The 19235-nt window shown below is 56.8% G+C and carries 13 protein-coding genes; 12 read left to right on the top strand and 1 reads right to left on the bottom strand.

Annotated features, from left to right (window positions below; all coding sequences use genetic code 11):
* Positions 1 to 62 precede the first annotated feature (62 nt).
* From VGR81_13765 to VGR81_13750, 4 genes are read left to right on the top strand one after another with little or no spacing between them, the layout of a single operon-like run.
* Positions 63 to 791, top strand: coding sequence for an RraA family protein (locus VGR81_13765; GenBank protein HEV2290006.1), 729 nt, complete (start codon positions 63 to 65; stop codon positions 789 to 791).
* A complete protein-coding gene (locus VGR81_13760) occupies positions 772 to 2034 on the top strand; it encodes an efflux RND transporter periplasmic adaptor subunit (GenBank protein ID HEV2290005.1) in 1263 nt (420 codons plus the stop codon). Before VGR81_13765 ends, VGR81_13760 begins: the two co-directional genes overlap by 20 nt.
* A 7-nt stretch (positions 2035 to 2041) precedes the next feature.
* A complete protein-coding gene (locus VGR81_13755; protein HEV2290004.1) occupies positions 2042 to 5221 on the top strand; it encodes an efflux RND transporter permease subunit in 3180 nt (1059 codons plus the stop codon).
* Positions 5218 to 6522 (top strand): TolC family protein, encoded by a 1305-nt coding sequence (locus VGR81_13750; GenBank protein ID HEV2290003.1) that lies wholly within the window; start codon positions 5218 to 5220, stop codon positions 6520 to 6522. Before VGR81_13755 ends, VGR81_13750 begins: the two co-directional genes overlap by 4 nt.
* Before the next feature lie 23 nt (positions 6523 to 6545).
* On the opposite strand, the gene VGR81_13745 is transcribed toward VGR81_13750, so the two are convergent.
* A complete protein-coding gene (locus VGR81_13745) occupies positions 6546 to 8150 on the bottom strand; it encodes a DUF6600 domain-containing protein (GenBank protein ID HEV2290002.1) in 1605 nt (534 codons plus the stop codon).
* A 325-nt stretch (positions 8151 to 8475) separates the two neighbouring features.
* Here VGR81_13745 and VGR81_13740 point away from each other — a divergent pair, with 325 nt between their 5' ends.
* The 8 genes from VGR81_13740 (at position 8476) to glk (ending at position 19219) form a co-directional block, all read left to right on the top strand.
* Positions 8476 to 9219 (top strand): CAP domain-containing protein, encoded by a 744-nt coding sequence (locus VGR81_13740; GenBank protein ID HEV2290001.1) that lies wholly within the window; start codon positions 8476 to 8478, stop codon positions 9217 to 9219.
* Between the two features lie 140 nt (positions 9220 to 9359).
* The gene (locus VGR81_13735) at positions 9360 to 9884 is read left to right on the top strand and encodes a PilZ domain-containing protein (protein ID HEV2290000.1); all 525 of its coding nucleotides are present in this window, start codon (positions 9360 to 9362) and stop codon (positions 9882 to 9884) included.
* A gap of 160 nt (positions 9885 to 10044) precedes the next feature.
* Entirely contained in the window at positions 10045 to 12129 is a 2085-nt protein-coding gene (gene tkt / locus VGR81_13730) for a transketolase (protein ID HEV2289999.1), read from the top strand.
* Between the two features lie 2 nt (positions 12130 to 12131).
* Positions 12132 to 12620 (top strand): ribose 5-phosphate isomerase B, encoded by a 489-nt coding sequence (gene rpiB, locus VGR81_13725; GenBank protein HEV2289998.1) that lies wholly within the window; start codon positions 12132 to 12134, stop codon positions 12618 to 12620.
* 4 nt (positions 12621 to 12624) lie between these two features.
* On the top strand, positions 12625 to 15522 hold the full coding sequence (locus VGR81_13720; GenBank protein HEV2289997.1) for a bifunctional transaldolase/phosoglucose isomerase: 2898 nt from the start codon (positions 12625 to 12627) through the stop codon (positions 15520 to 15522).
* Between the two features lie 103 nt (positions 15523 to 15625).
* Entirely contained in the window at positions 15626 to 16648 is a 1023-nt protein-coding gene (gnd, locus tag VGR81_13715; GenBank protein ID HEV2289996.1) for a decarboxylating 6-phosphogluconate dehydrogenase, read from the top strand.
* 46 nt (positions 16649 to 16694) lie between these two features.
* On the top strand, positions 16695 to 18242 hold the full coding sequence (zwf, locus tag VGR81_13710) for a glucose-6-phosphate dehydrogenase (protein HEV2289995.1): 1548 nt from the start codon (positions 16695 to 16697) through the stop codon (positions 18240 to 18242).
* Positions 18239 to 19219, top strand: coding sequence for a glucokinase (glk, locus tag VGR81_13705; protein HEV2289994.1), 981 nt, complete (start codon positions 18239 to 18241; stop codon positions 19217 to 19219). Before zwf ends, glk begins: the two co-directional genes overlap by 4 nt.
* Positions 19220 to 19235 lie beyond the last annotated feature (16 nt).

Below are 19235 nucleotides of genomic sequence, written 5' to 3'. Positions count from 1 at the left end.
CGTTTGTGGATTTGGGGCCAGGCCCGATTACGGCCGTCCGGAATGCCTAATAAGGAGACCGCATGAATGCGGAGCGATTGACACCTGCTCAGTTGGAGCAGTTCCATCGATGGAGCACGTGTGTTGTGGCCAGCGCAATCGAGATGTTTCAGGTGCGGCTGCCGAACACGGGCTTCGCCGATTCGAGCATCCGTTGCATCTACCCGAACCGCGCGCCGATTGCCGGCTACGCTGTCACAGCGCGCATCAGGACGTCCAACCCTCCGATGGAGCGGAGCACGCATTTTGACTACTATGACCGCACCGATTGGTGGAATAACATTCTCACGATTCCCGTTCCTCGAATCGTTGTCATCGAAGACGCCGATAACCCGCCGGGATTAGGTGCATTCATTGGAGAGGTCCACGCCAACATCTTGCTGGGCCTCGGATGCCTGGGAGTTGTCACCAACGGCGCGGTGCGAGACGTCCCGGAAGTTGGCCGCACCGAATTTTCGATGTTTGCCGGCAATGTTTCCGTTTCTCACGCGTACGCGCACCTCTTTGATTTTGGTTCCAAGGTTTGCGTGGGCAGGCTGACAGTCGCGCCCGGGGACCTGATTCATGCGGACTGTCATGGTGTACAAACGGTTCCGCTGGAGATTGCCGCCCGAGTGCCGGACGCCGCGCGTGCGGTGACGAGCCGACGGCAGCAGTTGATTGCCATCCGCCGCTCAGCAGATTTCACGCTGCAGAAGCTTCAAGCGGCTATAAAGGATACGAGTGCCATTCATGATCAAATTGAAAAATAGCAAAATCGCAGTTGTTCTTTCGCCTTTGAAGCGGCTCAAAGCGGTAACGCCGCTCTGCGATCTCACCAATTCGTCGGTTCGTTTTTGGATCGCACCGATGTTCCTTCTTCTCGCGGGCGCTCTTGCAGGTTGTGGAGCATCGAGCAAGTCCGCGGCAGCCGCTGCTCCCGATATCCCGCGCGCCGCTGTGGTTCCGGTGACGCGGCGGAACATCTCTACAACTCTTGAGATCGCTTCCGAATTCCAGCCTTTTCAGGAGATCGACGTCTACGCAAAAGTTTCCGGCTACATCAAGAAACTTTATTTCGATTGGGGCACACACGTCCAGGCCGGACAGTTGATGGCGGTTCTGGAAATCCCGGAACTCCAGCAGCAGATTCAGCACGATGAAGCGGCATTGGCCGAAGCGGGAGGAGAACTGCATCGCGCGCAATCGGCCTATTCCGTTGCGCATGTCACCTACCAGCGCCTCGCCAGCGTGCAGAAGGTGCGGCCAGAACTGATTTCTCAGGAAGATATCGACGTCGCCCAGGGCAAAGACCTTGAAGCTGATGCCGCGGTTTCCGCGGCACAACAGGCGCTGCTCGCCGCACGGGCCGCCTTAGACAAGGATAAAACTCTCTTCGGATACGCAAACATGACCGCGCCATTTGATGGCGTCGTGACTCAAGTGTACGCATATACCGGTGCTCTGCTTCCTGCCGGGACGTCTTCCAACATTGGCAACTCAGCTCTTTGCCATCTTTCGCAAAATGATTTGCTGCGGCTTGTCATTCCGGTTCCGGAGCGCGCAGTTCCGGATATACGCATTGGCGATACGGTTGCCATAAAGGTTTCCGGCCTCAATAAAAAATTTCAAGGCAAGATCGTTCGTTTCTCCGACGAGATCGATCCACAAACACGAACGATGCATACCGAAGTGGACGTCCCCAATTCACGTTACGAACTGGTTCCCGGAATGTATGCGACGGTCGACATCCCTTTGCAAACGGCACAAAACGTTCTGACCGTGCCAATTCAGTCAGTTCAATTCTCCGGCCAAGGCCAGGGTACTGTCCTGATTGTGAATGGCAGCAATCACATCGAGAAGCGCAACGTGACTTTGGGCCTTCAAGATGCCGCTCTCGTGGAAGTGGTATCCGGCCTGAGAGCAGATGAACGTGTTGTGTTCGGAGAGCAACAACAGTTCAAAAACGGTGAACTTGTGACTCCGACGGTCGTGAAGCCTCCCCAAACGGAATAGGAGCTCTATGTCATCATTTTCTCTGCGTCATCCGTACTTCATCGTCGTTATTTGTCTTTTTGTCTGTGTGTTGGGCGTCACTAGCCTCGTGCAAATGCCCGTGGATATGTTTCCTCGTATCAATCTTCCTGTCGTTGAGGTGGCCACCTTTTACAACGGCATGCCGCCGGAACAGATTGAGGCGGATATCACCGGTCGATTCGAGCGTTTTTTCACACTGGGAGCCGGAATCGACCACATTACTTCACGGTCACTGCCGGGCGTGAGCCTGATTAAGGTGTACTTTCAATCCACCACCGATGCAAACGCGGATGTCACGCAGGTTTCTAACTTGGCGATGGCAGATTTGCGGCGTTTGCCGCCAGGCACGTTGCCTCCAGTGGTCGTCAACTCTGGGGCCTCTACATTGCCGGTTTGCCTTCTGACTGTGGAAGGCGAAGGCTTATCTGAAACGCAGCTGCGCGACTATCTCCAATTTCAAATACGCGACCAAATCGCGGGGGTTCCGGGAGCGACTGTCCCTCCGCCATATGGCGGTAAGTACCGGCAGATCATGGTGTACGTTGATCCGTTGAAATTGCAGGCGCATCAGTTGAGCCCCATGGACGTCGTGCGCGCAGTCAACAGCTCCAACCTGATTTTGCCCGCGGGCGATGTTCGTATCGGCCCCCTGGACTACAACCTGTACACCAATGCGTTGGTGCCGAATGCAGAGTCTATCGGTCATGTTCCACTGAAGACCGTCGGCGAAAAATCTGTCTTCGTCTCGGATGTGGGTAAGGCTGTGGATGGCTCGGCGCTGCAATACAACATCGTTCGCGTGAATGGCCAGCGTTCCACGTATGTCCCGGTACAGAAACAGGGCGGAGACAGCAACACGATCTCTGTCGTTGATGGCATCAAAGCGGCCATTCAGCACCTGCGAGATATCCCCGCACAAATGAAGGCTCGCGTGGTCTTCGACCAATCGGTGTTCGTCAGGCAGGCGATTTCCACGGTTTTGCGCGAAGGCGGAGTTGGCCTGGTACTGACGGCGCTGATGATTCTGCTGTTTCTCGGCAGCATGCGTGCGACTGCGGCGGTCTTTCTCTCCATTCCTATCTCTGTAATGGCGACATTTTTTTTCCTGCACCTCGGCAATGCGACGATCAACAGCATGATCTTAAGCGGATTGGCGCTGGCTTTCTCCAGGCTGATTGACAACTCCGTGATCGTCCTTGAAAACATTTTTCGTCACGTGGAGTTAGGGGAAGTGCCGCGGACCGCCGCCGAAAAGGGGACAAATGAAGTGGCGTTGGCCGTCCTCGCCATCACCATCGCTACGGTTGTGGTGTTCTTCCCGGTCACACTTCTCTACGGTGTAAGCAAGTATCTTTTTACGGCGCTCGCTATCAGCGTAGTCCTTGCACTCCTTGCTTCCTACTTTGTTGCTGTTTCGGTCGTTCCACTTTATTGCGCGCATCTGCTGAAAAGTCCGGTCCATGACGAAGGTTCGCTTGGAGGCGAAAAAGAACAGGGCGGTGGGTCGGCTCGCAGCTCCTGGTGGTCGCGGTTTCACTCCGCTTTCAATGAGAAATTTGAGTCCATGCTGGGTACGTATGAAGTTGCTGTGAAGAAGGCGCTCGATCATCCCAAGGCAGTTGTATTTGGATTCATCGGCGTATTTCTCCTAAGCTTCGCTCTCTATCCGCGTGTCGGAATGGCCTTCTTCCCGCGCACGGATGCTGGCCAGTTCATGATTAACCTGAAAGCTCCCACCGGGACTCGCATCGGAGACACCGAAGGCTACGTGAAACAGGTGGAAAGAATTATCCGTCACGTAGTTCACCCGGCGGATTTGAACACCGTCGTATCGAATATCGGAATTAATTCCGGGTTGGAGTCTTTGACAACGCCGAACGCTGGAATGTACACGGCTTTCGTTGAAGTTGCTTTGAAAGAGGATCACAAGGTCAGCAGTTTCGATTACATGGATCGTGTGCGCACCGCCATCGCTGACCAGCTTCCGCAGTTGCGTACGTTTTTTCAATCTGGAGGACTTGTGGATTCTGTGCTGAATCAGGGTAAGGCTGCGCCGATTGACGTGCAAGTGAGCGGAACGGACCTCAATGCAGATGATAACGTTGCACTTGGCCTGGCGCGTCAATTCCGAGCGATTAAAGGGGTTTCCGAAGTATATATCCCCCAGGACATGGACTATCCGACTCTTCAAGTGAACATGAATCGCGAACGTGCCAGCGAGTTGGGACTCGATCCTCGCGAAGTCGTGGATAACATCGTCACTTCGCTCACATCGGACGTGATGATTGCGCCAAATTATTGGATCGACCCGAAAACGGGAAACGACTATTTCTTGGCTATTCAGTACCCGAACAATTCTACAAAATCCATTCAGGACCTCGACACGATGCCGCTTCGTTCCGCCCACATGAATCTTCCAACCTATCTGAATCAGGTAGCGACGATTGTTCCGGAACTAAGTCCGTCGGAAGTGGATCACTATCAGACGGAACGAGTCATTGACGTATACGTGTCGCCCTCAGGCGAGGATCTGAGCCGTCCTGCAAGCGCAGTGGAAAAGGTCATCGCCAACGCGAAGATCCCCTCGAACATGCGGATCGATGTTCGAGGGCTGGTTAACACCATGTTCACGTCGTTCCGAAGTTTTGGCATCGGGCTACTCCTGTCGTTTTTGCTCGTTTTCCTTGTGCTGGTCGCGCAATTTTCCTCTTTTCTTGATCCCTTCCTGATCGTTCTTGCTATTCCCACCGGCCTTGTCGGGGTCATGCTGACATTAGCTTTCACCAGCACGACGCTCAATATTCAATCGTTGATGGGCATCGTTATGCTCACCGGAATGGTGGTCTCCAACAGCATTTTGATCGTGGATTTTGCCAATCGCCTTCGCCAGGAAGGTCACGGCGTTCGCCAAGCCGTGGCGCACTCCTGCCGCATCCGCCTGCGGCCAATCTTGATGACGTCCCTTGCAACCATCGTTGGCTTGCTGCCCATGGCGTTCAAGCTCGAACCAGGCAGCGAGGCCTACGCTCCTCTGGCCAGCGTGATCATTGGCGGCCTGATCGTGTCGGTAATTCTGACGATTTTCGTGGTGCCCGCGGCTTACCTCATGATTTACGGACGCCGTTCCCAGTCGCAATCGCCACAGCTTGTGGAGGAAGCGCAATGAGAACGTGGGGTTGTCTGTTCCTTCTTTCATTTTTCGCTCCGCTCGCGGGAGCGCAGGGCGCGCCTCAGCCCGCGCCGCAACCGTTGACGCTTCAGCAGGCTGAGCGCATCGCCATTCAGAATCACCCGCAGATTCAAGCAGCGATAAACCTAGCCTTCGAGGCCAAGGCGCAGATTACGGAGCAGAGTTCGGCATATTATCCTACGGTCTACGGAGACCTCACCGGCGTGGATGCGGAGAACAACAGCCGCATTACCGCCGGAGCGTTGAATTCTCCAACAGTTTTTGAAAAGTATGCCAATGGCTTCACGGTCACACAGTTGATCACCGATTTTGGCCGCACTCATAATTTGGTCAAAAGCGCGAATCTGCATGCACAGGCCGCGCAAGAAAATGTTGTGACGACGCGCGAGGATGTTTTGCTCGGTGTGAACCAGTCCTACTTCGGAGTATTGAAGGCCCAGGCACTGCTGAAAGTGGCGCAAGAAACGGTCAAAGAGCGTCAACTGGTTTCCGATCAGGTGACCGCTCTTATGCACAACAAAATTCGCTCTGGCTTGGATGTTAGTTTTGCCAACGTCAACCTCGCTCAGGCGCAGCTTCAGCTAATTCAGGCTCAAAACGACCTCGATGCTTCTTATGCCCAGCTCTCCGCCGCGCTCGGATACTCCGAACAGAAAACGTATCAATTAACTGAAGTGCCGTTGCCGCCCACTCCTCCCGCGGAATTTTCGAGTCTATTGCAGGAAGCGTTTCAGAACCGGCCAGAGCTGATCAGCCTTCGCCGGGACGCAACTTCGGCTCACCTCTATGCTACGGCAGAGCGCGATCTGTGGTTTCCGACAGTCTCCGCCGCTGGAACGGCGGGATTGACTCCGGAAACGCCGGATAACTCCACGCTGCGCTCCCCTCGTTACGCCGCGGCCGGATTCAATATCAACATCCCGATCTTCAACGGTCATCTCTTTGGCGCTCTGCACACCGAGGCGAATTCTCGGGCGCGGGCAGAAGATGCCTATCTTCGGGACATGCAAGACACGATCGCGCGCGATGTCCGCACGGCCTGGCTGGACGCCAATTCCGCGTTTCAGCGCCTCGCCGTCACAAATCAGCTTTTGGATGAAGCAAATCAAGCGTTGGATTTGGCGCAGTCTCGCTACAAACTCGGCCTCAGCTCTATCGTCGAACTTAGCCAGGCCCAGTTGAATCAGACGCAGGCGCAGATTGAGGAAACCAGCGCCCGCTATGATTATCAAACGCAGATTGCCACACTCGATTTTCAGTTGGGCACGCTGCAGTAGGGCGCTGCTGGAAGTGCCCCTCCTTATTTCGGACGTCCGTGCGGCTTGGCCGGCTTGGGTTTCGGCGGCCTCGGCTGTTGCACATGCGGTTGTGGTTTCGGCGCAGGTCGCGGCGGCGCGTACTTTACATTGGGATGCTGGTATTCCTCGCCCGGCTTGCGCAAATCCTGGACCTTCTCCGGAGTCAGCGGACGGCCCGGCTGCTGTTGAAGCTCCGGTTCACGCCGCTCAAAAGGAACGGGCGGCGGAGGCGCCGGAAGTTTTGCAACCACAGGCCGGGAAGCTACGCGGGCGGGCGGATGCGGAGCGGGACGCGCATCCTCGCGTACAAGGCTCTGCCGTTGCGGAGCCACCGGCGGCGCGGGGATCACCGCAGACCTGCGGAACTGCCCGGAATCCACACGCACTGCTTCGCGCGCGACGGGCCGCGCGTTCACGAATGTGTCATGCGAGACCGCTGTGACAGATCCGCGGACATTCTGATTGATATATGTGACGCGCGTTACATCCACTCGGTGCGTGTAAACGTTTGTGACCTCAATGTTGGTGACGCGCGTGTTCGTCACGTTCACGTATTGCACGTAGCGCGGACTGCAATGATACGCCGGAACGTAAACTTCGCGCGGCCCCAGCGGAAACCAGGCGATGTTCACGCCCGTGCCGACAAATACGACGAGAGCCGGAGCATAAACCGGGTGCACGACGCGCGGACCCGGCACCCACACCCATCGCACGCCGACATACGCCCAGCGTCCGTAGTGAAAAGGTGCAAATCCCCAGGGCTCGTCTTCTATCCATGTCCATCCCCACGGCTCGATCCAGACCCAATGTCCGAAATGATAGGGCGCCCACCCTGCAGGAACAGCCGATGGCACCCAAACCTCGCCGTAATCGGGAACTTCCGTCCACGTGCCATAGTTGTCCAGGTCGCCGTAGCCCGTCACATCGGGCGAAACGTATTGGGCGGATACCGATTGGTCCTCTTGCTCGTCGCGCGAGCGGCACCAATTGTCGAAGTCATCGTTTGCACTGATGTTGGTAATGTCGTAGGAGGGAGTGTCCGTGCCCGTAAAACTGCCACGCTGGCCGGAACTGAGGTCGTATGAATTTCCGCCTCCGGTGACTTGCCCCTGTCCGCTGAGAACCGAAATAGCCGTGGTTTGGCCTTGCGGGTCCACGTCCACTCGGTATCTTCCTGGCTGCGATACAGAAAACGCGACGTTGGGCGTGTCAATTTCAAACGCATCTCCATTGTCGATCTCACGAAGCGTCACCTCCATCGTGCCCTGCGCCAGCTGAATCTGCACCGTGCGATCGTTGAGATTGAGGAACGTCAATCCGGTCAGGCTGGAGATGCGGATGCTTGTACTGCCGATGTGCAGTTCGCCGCGCGAATCCTGATCCGCCCAAAGGCCGTCGCCCGTGGTCAAGGGGCGGTTGTAATCAGCCGCCACCCAGTCTTGTTCGCCCGCAGGCTGAAAGGAAACGCTCCCTTGAGCCATGTTCAGGCGTGCTACCCGCGAGGACGGATCGTCCTGTGCTGTGGCGCGCGACGGAAACGCCGCCAGCATGAGCAGGCCTGTGCCTGCAACGATAACCAAGTTGCGGAAGAAGCGTTTGCTCTTCATTGTATGGTCTCTCCATGTGACCTTGTGTCTTGATACCATAGCCGGGCTGGCGGGGCGATTCTGTTTATCAGTCGTGTCGGGCATCAGGCAATATTTATAACTTTAATCAGCGCGCGGCCGAAATGCCAGTGCCTTCAAGTATTCAACACGAACTGCGGGCACTAGTTGCCTTCATTGGCGCGTGAAAAATGATTCGCTTGTCCACAACTATACGCCGTGACTTCGCCTACGTCACGCTGCGATTTTGCGCACGTCAAACGTGTTTCTACGGCAGTTTGTCCCGTCCCAATTGCATAATTTCAAAGACATGATTTCCATACGTCGTATGAAGTTTTCGATTGTTGCGTTTTTGGCGTTCGTCTTGGTTGCCGGGATCGCATCAGCGCAGGAGAAAATCGCGGGGGCGGAAGGCGTTCTCTTCAATTCAGCGAATCACGAACGCGCTTCGCGCGGCATCCCTCCGTTGAAATGGGATTCCGCACTGGCCAAAGCAGCTCGCTTCCATGCGCGGCGCATGGCAGACGAAAATGCGCTGGCCCATCAATTTGCCGGTGAGCCGGATGTGCCCACGCGGGAAATGCAAGCCGGCGAGAAGATGTCCGAAGCCGCCGAAAATGTCGCCGTTGGACCCAGCGCAGCAGCGATTCAAACCGGCTGGATGCATTCTCCGCCTCACCGTCACAATCTTCTCGATCCGCAGTTGAACTCTGTAGGAATCGCCGTCGTGCAGCGCGGCCAAAATCTATTTGCTGTCGAGGATTTTTCTCGCGCACTCGCGGCGCTCTCACTTACCGACCAGGAAAATGTAGTGAGTACATCAATTCACGCAGCGGGACTCACCATTCGATCGGACCATCGCGATGCACGCCGCGTCTGCCAGGGTGGTCGTCCTCAGAGTGCACAACCCGGATTCATCGAACAGTTCTCGACCACCGACTTGCGCGCTTTGCCCGAGGCTCTTACGCGTGCGGTTCACTCTGACCAATATCATTCCGCGCAGATTGGCGCCTGCGCGAAACCCTCTCAAGATGGTTTAAGCCAGTACCATATCGCCGTGCTCTTGTACTGATCATCCCAAAACGGCAAAAATTCATCGGCCGTGCGATGCACTGCACTGCCTCTCTTCATCAACTCGGGCAGTATAAATAAGGACGGGCAATCACAATTATAGAATTGGCCATCGGTTTGCATGCTCCTATTCGGGATAGCATGCGCGAAGAAGTCAAAAAGCCCTCGACAGCCGTTGAACTTCGCCCGGACGAGCGCCGGAAGCACGCACGCTATCCATTTTCCGCCGCTGCGGAGGTTTTTGAGCCGCAGGCGAATGCTCGCGTCTCGGGACGCTGTTCCGATTTGGCGCGCGGCGGCTGTTTCATTGACGCCATGAGTCCGTTCCCAGTTGGAACCGCTGTTGCCGTTTTTCTTACTCTTGATCAAAAGAAGTTCGAAGCCAAAGCTCGCGTCGCCTATTCCCAAAACGGCATGGGAATGGGCTTGGAGTTCACTTCTGTCGGCCCAGACCAGAGATGGATTCTCGATCAATGGATCGGCGAGCTTTCAGGTCAACCGCTGGCCAAGCTCAAGGTGATAGAAACGGAACGCGCTCCGGAACCCGATTCCACCACCAACGATGAGCCTCGCTACGTCCTGAACGAGTTGATCATCACGCTCATGCGCAAGGGCGTGTTGACGGACAAAGAAGGCAAGGCTCTTCTGCTCAAGCTGATGAGCTGAACTTCCGTTTGCTTCACTCCCGCGATTTCCTTTTCCGCCGGAAAACGTAACAGACAGTTCATTCGCCACAGACGCGCCAAAGCGATAGAATTGATTGGTTATAATTTGCGCGGCCCGCTTGGCCGCGCGGCGCATCTGTTGGAATGGAGGCTTGGGATTAATGGGGGTACTGACGCAGAGTCCGGCTGCGAAACAAACAATCGATCAGCTTTGCATCAATACCATTCGGACTCTTTCGATGGATGCAGTTCAGCAGGCAAACTCCGGTCACCCCGGCACACCCATGGCGCTCGCTCCCGTTGCCTATACGCTGTGGCAGCGTTTCCTTCGCTTTGATCCGAATGATCCCATCTGGCCCAATCGCGATCGCTTCGTGCTCTCGAATGGCCATGCCTCGATGTTGCTTTATTCTTTGCTGCATCTAGCCGGTGTGAAAGCTGTGAACCCCAAGTACGAAACGCTGGGCGAGCTTTCCGTAAAGATTGAAGACATCAAGCGTTTCCGCCAGCTCGACAGCAAGTGCCCTGGTCATCCAGAATATCGCTGGACTTCCGGCGTCGAAACAACCACGGGCCCTCTGGGCCAGGGCGTAGCGACAAGCATCGGAATGGCCATCGCGAATAATTGGTTGGCGCAATATTTCAATCGTCCGGGCTTCGAGATGTTTCATTACAATGTCTATGCCATCTGCGGCGACGGCGACATGATGGAGGGAATTTCCGGCGAAGCCGCTTCCGTCGCGGGACATCTGAAACTTTCGAATCTTTGCTGGGTCTACGACAACAATCACATCACCATCGAAGGACACACGGAACTCGCGTTTGATGAAGACGTGGCCACGCGCTTCATGGGGTACGGGTGGAATGTGACTCGCGTCGGCGACGCCAACGATATGGAAATGCTGAGCCGCGCCTACGCGACTTTTCTGAAAACGACCGACCGGCCCACGCTAATCATTGTCGATAGCCACATCGCTTATGGCGCGCCGCACAAACAAGACACCAGCGCTGCCCACGGCGAACCTCTTGGCGAAGATGAAATCCGGCTCACGAAAGAGAACTACGGCTGGCCAGAAGACGCTAGGTTTCTTGTGCCGGATGGCGTCCGCGAAAATTTCAGCGCGGGCATCGGCAAACGCGGTAAGGAAGCGCGAGACGCATGGATGTCGCTCTTCGACACTTATAAGGCCAAGTATCCTGAGCTGGCCGCGCAGATTTTGAAAATGCAGCACCGCGAGCTCCCCGACGGCTGGGACATGAACTTGCCTGTCTTTCCCGCTGACGCCAAGGGCATTGCCAGCCGCGATTCTTCCGCGAAAGTCCTCAACGCTGTCGCGCAGAACATCCCTTGGCTCATCGGAGGCTCCGCCGATCTCGCGCCTTCAACCAAGACGCGCCTCACATTTGACAATACCGGTGATTTCGAAGCCGCAAGCTACGGCGGCCGCAATTTTCATTTCGGGATTCGTGAACATGCTATGGGCGCGATTCTCAACGGGCTATCGCTTTCAAAAATCCGGCCTTACGGTTCGACGTTTCTGATTTTCAGTGACTACATGCGCGAACCCATTCGTCTGAGCGCTGTAATGGAACTGCCGGTGATTTACATCTTTACGCATGACTCCATCGGCGTGGGCGAAGATGGCCCGACGCATCAGCCCATCGAACAATTGCCTTCGCTGCGCGCGATTCCCGGTCTGATTACTCTTCGTCCCGCGGACGCCAACGAAGTCACCGAAGCCTGGAAGGTAATTCTTCAGCTTCATCATGAGCCCGTTGCGCTAATTCTCAGTCGGCAGGCTCTCCCCACTCTCGATCGCACAAAATACGTTTCCGCCGCTGGCGTAGCGAAAGGCGCTTATGTTCTCGCGGATGCGGATGGCGGCAAACCCGAAGTCTTGCTCCTCGCGACGGGCAGTGAAGTCTCGCTCGCCATCGAAGCCTACGAACGCTTAAAAGCCGAGGGTATCCGCGCGCGCGTCATCAGCATGCCTTCGTGGGAAATTTTCGATCACCAGTCGCAGGAGTATCGCGATTCTGTGATTCCGCCCGCAGTGAAGGCCCGCATTTCCATCGAACAGGCTTCGACGATGGGTTGGCAGCGCTACGTCGGTCTCGAGGGGCGCATGATAGGGATGCACACGTTCGGGGCTTCCGCACCGCTGAAAGAGTTGCAAAAGAAATTCGGCTTCATGCCGGAGCGTATTGTCGCGACAGCCAAAGAGCTGCTCGGGAAAGCGAGGTAAGCGTGCGAATCGGCATCGGCGCGGATCATGCAGGGTATTTGCTGAAAGATCAGCTTGCAGCTTTCTTGCGCGAAGCAAAGCACGAAGTCGTTGATTTCGGCACCAACGGGCCTGCGCCGGTGGATTATCCGGATTTTGCGCAGGCTGTCGGCGAGGCGGTAATCTCCGGGCGCGTCGAGCGCGGGATCGTGATTTGCGGCAGCGGCGTCGGCGCGTGCATCGCCGCAAACAAAATTCCCGGCATTCGCGCGTCCATGTGCCACGATACGTATTCCGCGCATCAGGGCGTCGAGCACGACAACATGAACGTGCTCGTCCTCGGCGCGCGCGTGATTGGCCAGATGCTGGCCCAGGAATTGGTGACGAATTTCCTCGGCGCGAATTACAAAGGCCTGCAGAAGGGTCAGGAGCGCCTCCAGCGCAGAGTCGATAAGATAGCTGCCATTGAACGGCGTTATAGTTTGCCGGCTGCGAAGGCCGGGAAGGAGTAGGGTCATGTCCACGCAGGCAGTAGGGAATCGCGAAGCGGTGAAAACGGAAAATCCGCTGAAGACTCTCGCGAAATTCGGCCAATCCGTCTGGCTCGATTATATTCGCCGGAGTCTTTTGACCAGCGGCGAGCTGCGCCGTCTGATTGAAGAGGATGGCCTGCGCGGCATGACTTCGAATCCGGCAATTTTTGAAAAAGCCATCACCGGCAGCACGGATTACGCCGATTTCCTGAAATCGCTCGACTCACGCCCCGATCTCGATGCCAAGGCACGTTACGAAATGCTTGCCATCCGCGATATTCAGGATGCCGCCGATATTTTGCGGCCAGTTTACGACGCCTCGAAGCGCGCCGATGGCTACGTCAGCCTGGAAGTCTCCCCGCTTCTCGCTCGCGACACGCAGGGCACAATCGATGAAGCGCGCCGCCTCTGGAAAACGGTCCACCGTGAAAACGTGATGATCAAAGTTCCTGCGACCGTGGAGGGTATACCGGCGATCGAACGACTCTTGAGCGAAGGCATCAACATCAATATCACGCTCCTCTTCGCGCAAGAGGCCTATGAAAAAGTCGCACAGGCGTACATCGCCGCGCTCGAGGCGTACGCGAAGAACGACGGCGACGTCAGCAAAATGGGCAGTGTCGCCAGCTTCTTCGTCAGCCGTATCGACACGCTCGTCGATCAGCAATTGAGCGAGCGTCTGAAGCAAGCGACAGATTCTGCTGAACGTGCGCAGTTGCAGGGCCTGCTTGGCAAAGTGGCTATCGCCAACGCGAAGATGGCCTATGAAATGTACGAGCGCCTGTTCCGCGGCCCGCGCTGGGAAGCTCTCGCCGCCAAAGGCGCACATGTCCAGCGACTCTTGTGGGCCAGTACCAGCACGAAAAATCCCGCGTATCGCGATGTGATGTACGTCGAGGAATTGATCGGCCGCGACACTGTCGACACCATTCCGCCCGCGACGCTCGATGCCTTCCGCGACCACGGCCAGGTTCGCGCCAGCTTGACCGAAGACGTACCCGCCGCGCACCAGACGATGCAGATGCTTGCCAAAGTCGGCATCTCCATGAAGCAAGTGACCGATCAGCTCGTCGTGGAAGGCGTGCAGTTGTTCGCCGACGCGTTCGACAAGCTGATTGCCGCCGTTCAATCGACAATCCGCAAGGCGGCTACTCCGCGCGCGGCCATGCAAACGTACACGCTTCCGCAGCCGCTCGATTCTGCCGTAAAAAGCACAGTCGAAGACTGGTCAAACAACGGGAAGATGCGCCGCCTTTGGTCTCGCGACGCTTCCCTGTGGACGAATTCCGACGAAGCCAAATGGCTCGGGTGGCTCGGCATCACTGATGACCAGGAGCAACACGCGGGCCAGCTCGCTGATCTCGCCGCGGAAGTGAAAAAGGAAAACATTCCTTCTGCTCTGCTCCTCGGAATGGGCGGCTCGAGCCTTTGTCCTGAGGTTTTGAGCAAAACTTTCGGCAAATCCGCCGGCTTTCCCGAATTCCACGTTCTCGACTCCACGGACCCGGCACAAATCAAATCCATAGAATCCAAAATCGATCTGGAGCGAAGCCTTTTTATCGTGTCCAGCAAATCCGGCAGCACGCTCGAGCCGAATATCTTCAAACAATATTTCTTTGAAAAAGTGAAGCAAGCCTCTAACGCTCTAAATGCGGGGAAGCAATTCATCGCCATCACGGACCCAGGCTCGAAAATGGAAGGAGTAGCCCAGCGCGACAATTTCCGCCGCATTTTCTATGGCGTCCCAAGCATCGGCGGCCGGTATTCCGCTCTTTCCGATTTCGGCCTTGTCCCCGGCGCGGTGATGGGTTTGGATATCAAGAAATTCCTCGACCGCACGGAAGAGATGGTCCACGCCTGCGCGCCCTCCGTTCCGTTGAATGAAAATCCTGGCGCTGTACTCGGCATTATTCTCGGCGTGCTGGCGAAAAATGGCCGCGACAAAGTCACGCTCATCACTTCGCCGGCCATCGGTGATCTCGGCGCGTGGCTCGAGCAATTGCTCGCTGAATCCACAGGCAAGCAGGGCAAGGGATTAATCCCCGTCGATCGCGAAGCGCTTGGCGCGCCGGAAGTCTACGGCAACGACCGCATCTTTGCGTATGTCCGCCTCGATTCCGCTCCTGACGCCGCTCAGGACGCCAAAGTCGCCGCGCTCGAAAAAGCCGGCCAGCCCGTGGTTCGCATGTCTCTGCGCGATGCGTATGATCTGGGGCAATCTTTCTTCCGTTGGGAAATCGCCACAGCCGTTGCCGGCTCAGTCATTGGCATCAATCCTTTCGATCAGCCCGATGTCGAGGCCAGCAAAATCGTCACGCGCAGCCTGACCGATCAGTATGAAAAAACCGGCGCTCTTCCAGCCGAACAACCTCTTTTCGAAGAGAAGGGCATCAAACTTTTCACCGACGAGAAAAACGCTGCCGCGCTGAATCAGGCTGTCGGTGCAAGCAAGTCGCTCGTTGCGTATTTGCGCGCGCATTACGGCCGGCTGAAAGCAGGCGACTATTTCGCTACGCTTGCCTACGTCGAAATGAACGATGCGAACGAAGCGGCCTTGCAATCTATTCGCCACGCCGTGCGGGACAAGAAGCGTGTCGCCACGTGCCTCGGCTTCGGCCCGAGATTCCAGCATTCCACAGGCCAGGCTTATAAGGGCGGTCCGAACACTGGTGTTTTCGTGCAGGTCACGTGCGACGATGCCATGGATCTTCCTGTTCCAGGACAGAAATATACTTTTGGCATCGTAAAAGCAGCGCAGGCGCGCGGCGATTTTGCCGTACTCGCGGAGCGCAATCGGCGAATTTTGCGAATTCATTTGGGCAAGGACGTTCGCGCGGGCCTTGCCGCAATCGGCGCAGCCACGCGAGGAGCTCTGGCCTGAACAGCATGTGCTTGTTTTAATAGTGCGTGGACTTCCCATTCGCGGGGGTACTTCGCGCAACCGAATCGTTCTCAATCACAGCGGCTTCTAAAGGAGTCATCCGATGCAGATGGGTATGGTGGGGCTCGGGCGCATGGGCGCCAACATGGTTCGGCGTCTTATGCGCGGCGGGCACGAATGCGTTGTTTTTGATATGAGCGCGAAGAGCGTTCAGCAGTTGGCAAGCGAAGGCGCCACCGGTTCTGCCTCGCTCGCCGATTTCGTCCAGAAATTGAAAACCCCGCGCGCCGTCTGGCTCATGGTTCCTGCCGCAGTCGTGGACTCCACGCTGAGCCAACTGGTTCCGCTTCTTGGCCGCGGCGATATTGTCATTGACGGCGGCAATTCCTATTACATCGACGACATTCGCCGCGCAAAAGACCTCGATCCCAAGGGCATCCAGTATATGGATGTCGGTACCAGCGGCGGCGTTTGGGGCCTCGAGCGCGGATATTGCATGATGATCGGCGGGCCCAGCGAAGCCGCAAAGCGCCTCGATCCAATTTTCAAGACGCTCGCCCCGGGCCGCGGAAATCTCTCGCGCACGCCGGGACGCGAGAAATCCTCCGGTGGCACGGCGGAAGAGGGCTACCTCTATTGCGGTCCGTCCGGCGCCGGCCATTTCGTCAAAATGGTCCACAACGGCATCGAATACGGCCTCATGGCCGCCTATGCCGAAGGCTTGAATATCCTGAAGCACGCCAATGTCGGAAAGGGCACGCACGCTGCCGACGCCGAAACCACTCCACTGCGAAATCCCGAGCATTATCAGTATGATTTTAACCTCGCCGATGTCGCTGAAGTGTGGCGGCGCGGCAGCGTCATCGCTTCGTGGCTTTTGGATTTGACGGCCATCGCGCTTTTCGAGCAGCCCGACTTAGCCTCCTTTTCAGGTCGCGTTTCCGATTCCGGCGAAGGGCGCTGGACGATTCTCGCCGCCGTCGACGAAGGCTCACCGGCGCCGGTTCTCAGCGCGGCGCTCTACGAACGCTTTTCTTCCCGGGGCGAAGCCGAATTCGCCGCCAAGTTGTTGTCTGCCATGCGCTACCAGTTTGGTGGACACGTGGAACGTGCGGCGGGTAAGTGACATCCAATGATTGAGCTCGAAATCTCTGACCATGAGGCAAGACGGCATGGGTGAAATGACGCAGACGGTTCCACAAAATCGGCCCGCGAGCGAAGCAGGCCGCGCGGTCGGTCCCTGCGTGATGGTCATTTTTGGCGTTGGCGGCGATCTGACCAAGCGAAAGCTTTTCCCGGCGCTTTACAACTTGGCCAAGGAAAATCTTCTGCCGAAGGATTTTGCGATTGTCGGCGTCGGCCGCCACGAAACTTCCACGACCGATTTTCAAAAGAAGATCGCCCAGGAGCTGAACGAATTCGCCACCAGCGACGTCGAGCCCGCGCTCGTCAACTGGCTCACTGAGCGTCTCTACTACTCCGTCGGCAGTTTTGAGCAGCCAGAGACGTACAAGAAGCTCGGCGACCTCCTTCGGCAGATCGATCAGAAACATTCCACAGAGGGAAATTACTTTTATTATCTTGCCACAGCTCCCGAGTTCTTCGGTGAAATCACTCGCCAGCTCGGCGCCGCTGCACTGACGCAGCAGAACGAGAAACGCTGGCGCCGCGTGATTTACGAGAAACCATTTGGCGACGGCCTCGCTTCCGCCCACGCATTGAACCACGAAATCGAGGAAGTCCTCGCCGAAAATCAGATCTACCGCATCGATCATTATCTCGGCAAAGAGACTGTGCAGAATATTTTAGCCTTCCGCTTCGGCAATGGCATTTTCGAGCCGGTGTGGAACCGCCGCTATATTGACCACGTGCAAATCACCGTCGCTGAGACCGTCGGCGTCGAAACCCGCGGTGGCTATTACGACCAATCCGGCGCGCTGCGCGATATGGTTCCGAATCACATTTTCCAGCTCATCAGCCTCGTCACCATGGAGCCGCCGGTTTCTTTCGACGCCGATGCTGTACGCGACGAGCAGACCAAAGTCCTTCGCGCCATGCAGCCTTTGAGCGAGCAGGACGTTCTCATGCGCACCGTCCGCGGCCAGTATGGGGAGGGCAGCGATGGCAAATCGCGGCTTCCTGCGTATCGCTCCGAGCCGCGCGTGAATCCGAAATCCTCCACGGAAACGTTCGTTGCCCTGAAACTTCTGATCGACAACTGGCGATGGGCCGGCGTTCCGCTTTATTTGCGAACGGGCAAACGCCTGAAGGTTCGCGCCAGCGAAATCGTCATTCAATTCAAGAGTGTTCCGTTCCAGTTGTTCCGCAAGACGGCGGTCGAGCGCCTTGCGCCCAATCAATTTATCGTTCACATTCAGCCGCAGGAAGGAATCTCGCTGCAATTTGGCGCGAAGATTCCCGGGCCTATCGTGAAGCTTGGGACCGTAAATATGGATTTTCGCTACGCCGATTATTTCGGGTCGAAGCCGAGCACGGGCTATGAACGCCTGCTTTATGAATGCATGATCGGCGACGCCACGCTTTTTCAGCGCGCGGACATGGTCGAAGCAAGCTGGAGCGTCGTCCAGCCCATCCTTGATGTCTGGCAGGCTCTTCCGCCGCGCAATTTCCCGAATTATCCCGCCGGTTCCTGGGGACCGTGGGAAGCCAGCGATCTCCTCGATCGCGATGGCCGCCAGTGGAGAGAGCCCGGCCAATGATTCTGGCCGGGGACGTCGGCGGCACGAATACCCGGCTCGCATTCTTCGAGCGGCGCAATGGCCAGCTCGCCGTCGTCGTCGAGCATATCTATCCGAGCCGTAGTCATTCCAGTCTCGAAGATATCGTCGCTGATTTCGTCTCCGCGCAAAAACTGAAAGCCGAAGCCGCGACCATCGGCATCGCCGGCCCCATTCACGATGGCGTTTGCCGCGCTACAAATCTCCCTTGGGTCGTCGACATCCGCCGGCTCGTTGAGCGCAGTGGCATCTCTTCCTTCACGCTGATCAACGATTTGGAAGCCAACGCCTATGGCATTGCCACGCTCAGCTCATCCGATTTCGAAATCTTGCAGCCTGGCGCGCCAGATGCCTCCGGAAACGCCGCAGTGATCTCTCCCGGCACGGGCCTCGGCGAAGCCGGTCTTTACTGGGACGGCACACACCATTGGCCCGTAGCCAGCGAGGGAGGTCATTCGAGTTTCGCGCCACGCAACGCGTTGCAGGACGAACTGCTCGTCCATTTACGCGCGCAATTTGGCGAGCACGTCAGTTGGGAGCGCGCCGTGTGCGGCCCCGGCCTGTTTAATTTGTACCGATTCCTGCGCGACACCGGCCGCGGCGAGGAGCCAGCCTGGCTTGTCGAAGAGCTCAAAGTCGATGACCCGTCGCCCGTAATTTCCAAAGCGGCGCTCAGCGGAAAATCTCCGCTGTGCGCGCAAGCCCTCGATTTGTTCGTTGACTTGCTTGCTTCCGAAGCGGGCAATCTCGCGCTGAAATTTCTCGCCATTGGTGGCGTTTACATCGGCGGCGGCATTGCGCCGAAAATTCTGCCGAAGTTGAAAACGCCCGAGTTTCTCGCCGCCTTTGCCGATAAAGGCCGCCTTGCGCCCGTGCTTCAGTCCATGCCCATTCGCGTGATTTTGAACGATCAGGCTGCTTTGCGCGGTGCCGCTCGCCGCGCCATGCTCAAGCGTTAGCCGTAGCGCGCGATCT

It is taken from the genome of Candidatus Acidiferrales bacterium, from assembly GCA_035934015.1.
In the GTDB taxonomy this organism is placed as follows: Bacteria; Acidobacteriota; Terriglobia; order Acidiferrales; family UBA7541; genus DAHUXN01.
The sequence above is the reverse complement of the archived record's forward strand: the minus strand, read 5'-3'. Positions and strand labels throughout refer to the sequence as shown.